The organism is Dyella sp. 01N36, from assembly GCF_056399745.1.
This window is the reverse complement of record NZ_JBFTRY010000265.1, coordinates 1-4,039: the sequence shown is the minus strand read 5'-3', so window position 1 is coordinate 4,039 and position 4,039 is coordinate 1. Positions and strand designations below refer to the sequence as shown.

Below are 4,039 nucleotides of genomic sequence, written 5' to 3'. Positions count from 1 at the left end.
GGCATCCCACATCTGCTGGCGCCGGTCGTGACCGACATGAAGGAAGCCGCCAACGCGTTGCGCTGGTGCGTGGCCGAGATGGAGCGCCGCTACAAGCTGATGGCAGCGGTGGGCGTGCGCAATCTCGCCGGCTTCAACAAGAAAGTGAAGGACGCCGAGAACGCCGGCCAGCCGCTGCTCGACCCGCTGTTCCGCCCGAATCCGGACATGCCGAACCTCGCGGCCGAGCCGCTGGAGCCGCTGCCGTACATCGTGATCATCATCGACGAGTTTGCCGACATGATGATGATCGTCGGCAAGAAGGTCGAAGAGCTGATCGCGCGCCTCGCCCAAAAGGCTCGTGCGGCGGGCGTGCATCTGGTGCTCGCCACGCAGCGTCCGTCGGTGGATGTGATCACCGGCCTGATCAAGGCCAATATCCCCACCCGYATCGCSTTCCAGGTGTCGAGCAAGATCGACTCGCGCACGATTCTCGATCAGTCCGGCGCTGAAGCGCTGCTCGGTCACGGCGACATGCTGCATCTGCCGCCGGGCACTGCGACGCCCGAGCGCGTGCACGGCGCCTTCGTGGACGATCACGAGGTGCATGGCGTGGTGAACTGGCTGCGTTCGCAGGGCGCGCCGCAATACATCGAAGGCGTGCTGGAAGAGGTGCAGGCCACCTCCGACGGCAAGTTCATCAACGACTCCGGTCTGCCGCAAGAGGGCGAAGAAGGTGGTGGCGATGCCGAGGCGCAGCTCTATGATCGCGCCGTGCGCATCGTGACCGAGACGCGCCGCGCWTCGATCTCCSKSGTGCAGCGCCACCTGCGCATCGGCTACAACCGCGCCGCCCGCCTGATCGAGCAGATGGAGCAGGATGGCGTGGTGAGTGCGCCCCAGCACAACGGCAACCGCGAAGTGCTGGCACCTCCGCCGCCGAAGAATTGATGGCTCGTCATTCCGGCGTACGGCGGAATGACGAACAAAAAACGTCTTGCCGTTAAGCCTTCCCGCACCACAATTCCCACTCGCCGCCCCATTCGAAAAGCGCCCATGAAACGCCTGCTACTCATCGCCACCGCTGTCGCCGCGTTTTCCCTCAGCAGCCTCGCCATGGCCGCCGGCCCGGCCCGCGCCAGGCTCGACGCCTTTGCCGGCGACCTGCACTCKCTCACCGGCAAGTTCTCGCAGACGCTGAAAGACGCCAACGGCAACTCGGGCAAGACCAGCAACGGCACGCTCGCGCTGCAGGCGCCGCGCCAGTTCCGCTGGGAGACGCTGGCCCCGTCCAAGCAGACCATCGTCGCCGACGGCAGCCGTGTGTGGTTGTACGACCCGGACCTGGAGCAGGTCACCGTGCGCGTGCAGAGCTCCGAGGAATCGCATAGCCCGCTGACCGTGCTCACCGATGTGAAGCAGATGGACAAGGACTTCAACGCCGTCGAGCAGGGCGACCACGATGGCCTGAGCTGGCTGCGCCTTACCTCCAAGGCCAAGGATCCGCAGTTCGACTACGCCGACCTGGGCTTCGATGCGAATGGCCTGGCGCGCATGATTTTTCGTGACCAGCTGGGTGCCGTCACGGATATTCGTTTTTCGGGTTGGCAGCGCAACGTGCCGATCCCGCCGGAGACCTTCAACTTCGTGCCGCCCCAGGGCGCCGATGTGATCGGCGACCTGCCGGTGATCCAGACCCAGCCGATCAAGAACTGAGCGCGCCGTGCTGCGCCAGCTCCCGCGCTGGGCTTGGGTGGGCGGCGGCCTGCTCGCGCTCGGTGCGGGCTGCATCAATGTGGTGGGCTATCTGTGCTTCCGGCACCAGCCGATCACCCATCTCACCGGTACCAGCACGGAATTCGGCCTGGCGCTGGCTCGCGGCGACGCAGGCGAAATAGCGCATTGGGGCTTGGTCATCCTGGCGTTTCTGCTGGGCGCCATGCTCAGTGGTTTCATCGTGCAACAGGGCGCACTGCGGCTCGGGCGGCGCTATGGCGTCGTGCTGATGCTGGAGTCAGCGTTGCTGTTTGCCGCCACGCCGTTGATTCATGGCGGCCATGATCTCGGGTTGTACCTCGCCTCGGCAGCGTGTGGACTGCAGAACGCGATGGTGAGCACGTATAGCGGCGCCACGGTGCGTACCACGCATTTGTCAGGCATCTTCACCGACCTGGGCATCTATCTCGGCCATCGATTGCGTGGCCTCGAGGTCGACTCCCTGCGCATCAATATCTGCCTGCTGGTGGCGAGTCATTTCATCGTGGGTGCCACGCTCGGCGCGCTTGGCTTCATGGTCTGGCAGGAGCGTGTGCTGCTGGCGCCGGCCACGCTCACCGGTGTGGTGGGCCTGGGTTATGCCATCTACCGGCATCGGCACTTCGATTGACGGCTGGGCGCCGAGCACGTGTTACTGGGCAGCCACGACCCGATTGCGTCCGCTGTTCTTGGCCTCGTACAGCGCGCCATCGGCACGCGTCAGCCACTGCGACAGCGTCTCGCCGGCATGGTACGCGGCCACGCCGATGCTCACGGTGACTTCGATGGGCTGCCCCTCATAGGTCAACGGCTGTTCCGCAACCGCGGCGCGTATGCGTTCGGCTATCAGCATGCCTTGCTCGAGTGAGCTTTCCGACAGGCAGGCCACCAGCTCTTCGCCGCCGTAGCGGCCCACGCAATCGCTGTCGCGGCACTGCTGCTGCATGATTTGACTCACATGGCGGATCACCGCGTCGCCGGCAAGATGGCCGTGGGTGTCGTTGATGCGCTTGAACCGGTCCAGATCCAGCAGTGCGATGCAGGCGCTGCCGTCGCTGGTTTGCGCACGCATTTCCTCGACCAGCTCCAGCAGGCGGCGGCGATTGCAGACGCCGGTCAACGCGTCTGTGTTGGCCAGCTCATCGAGTCGCTTGTTGGCCACCACGAGGTCACGCGTGCGCAACTCGATCTGATGCTGCAGCTGCTTGGCCTGGCGCCGCAGATACATGGTGCGCAGCTGGATCACGCCGAAGATCGCGGCCAGCGCCAGCAATCCGGCCGCCACCATGGCCGATACCGTTTCATACCAGCGCGGCTCGGCGCTGACGTCGACGGTCGACTCGATCAGGCGCGGCTGCATGCCATGCGTCTGTGCACGCAGGCGCAGCTTGTAATCGCCGTGGGGCAGGTTGGTGTAGATGGCGGTGGGCAGGCCGCCGCGCGGAATATCGATCCAGCTTTCATCGAAGCCCTCCATCCGATAGCTGTAGCTGGTTTCGGCGGGCGCTTCGTAATCGAGCAGCGCAAAGTCCACGCGCAGGCTGCGATTGCGCGAGCGGATCTTCAGCGACTCGCCGGCGCGCGGCAGTCGCCCATACGACAGTGGCACGCCATTGACGGCGGCATGAGTGATTGCGAGCGGTGGGTCGGGCTGATCGGATGGCTGCCATTGCGGACGCACTACGGTGAGTCCACCCAATCCTCCAAACAGCAGCTCGCCACCCGGCGCGCGCGCCGCCGCGGCGTAGATGTAGCTGGAAATGCGCAGGCCGTCGCGCACGCCCAGGTTGTGCACGGCATGCGTATTGCCGTCGATCATCGCCAGGCCGTTGGACAGGCTGACCCAGGGATTGCCGAAGTCGTCCGGCTGCACCGCGTTGATGTTTTCGCTGGGCAGTCCGTTGGCCGAGCCGATGGTGGTGAAGCGATAGGGTTCGCCGGCGCTGTGTGGCTGCAGCATGGCCAGCCCGCCATAAGTGCCGATCCACAGGCCGCCTTGCGGATCCATGGCGATGGAACTGGCCAGATTATTGGGCAGGCTGGTGTTGTCGCCGGGGCGGTTGAGCAGGTTCTGGAAACCCTTGTTCTGCGTGGTGCTGGTGGCGATGCTGATGCCGCGGCCGGTGACGTACCAAAGGTCGGCGCCGATGCGTGCGATGCGTCGCACCGTGTCGCTGGCCAGGCTGGTCGGGTCGTTCGCGTCGTGGCTGAAATGCGTGAGCGCGTGCGTTCGCGTGTCGTAACGATAAACGCCATCGTACGTGGCGATCAGCAGCCGCTGGCCATCCGGCAGCAGATGCAGCAA

Annotated in this window: 4 protein-coding genes; 3 read left to right on the top strand and 1 reads right to left on the bottom strand. The window is 65.1% G+C overall.

Annotated features, from left to right (window positions below):
- The 3 genes from AC1DMG_RS20645 to AC1DMG_RS20635 form a co-directional block, all read left to right on the top strand.
- Positions 1–930 (top strand): FtsK/SpoIIIE domain-containing protein (locus tag AC1DMG_RS20645; protein ID WP_477181014.1); only part of this gene is annotated, 930 nt, incomplete at its 5' end.
- Positions 931–1,035: 105 nt separating this feature from the next.
- A complete protein-coding gene (gene lolA / locus AC1DMG_RS20640) occupies positions 1,036–1,695 on the top strand; it encodes an outer membrane lipoprotein periplasmic chaperone LolA (protein ID WP_441603291.1) in 660 nt (219 codons plus the stop codon).
- 7 nt (positions 1,696–1,702) lie between these two features.
- Positions 1,703–2,365, top strand: a complete 663-nt coding sequence (locus tag AC1DMG_RS20635; protein WP_441603292.1) for a YoaK family protein — start codon at positions 1,703–1,705, stop codon at positions 2,363–2,365.
- Between the two features lie 21 nt (positions 2,366–2,386).
- Here AC1DMG_RS20635 and AC1DMG_RS20630 read toward each other — a convergent pair.
- The coding region (locus AC1DMG_RS20630) for a ligand-binding sensor domain-containing diguanylate cyclase (RefSeq protein WP_477181013.1) at positions 2,387–4,039 on the bottom strand (1,653 nt) is incomplete at its 5' end.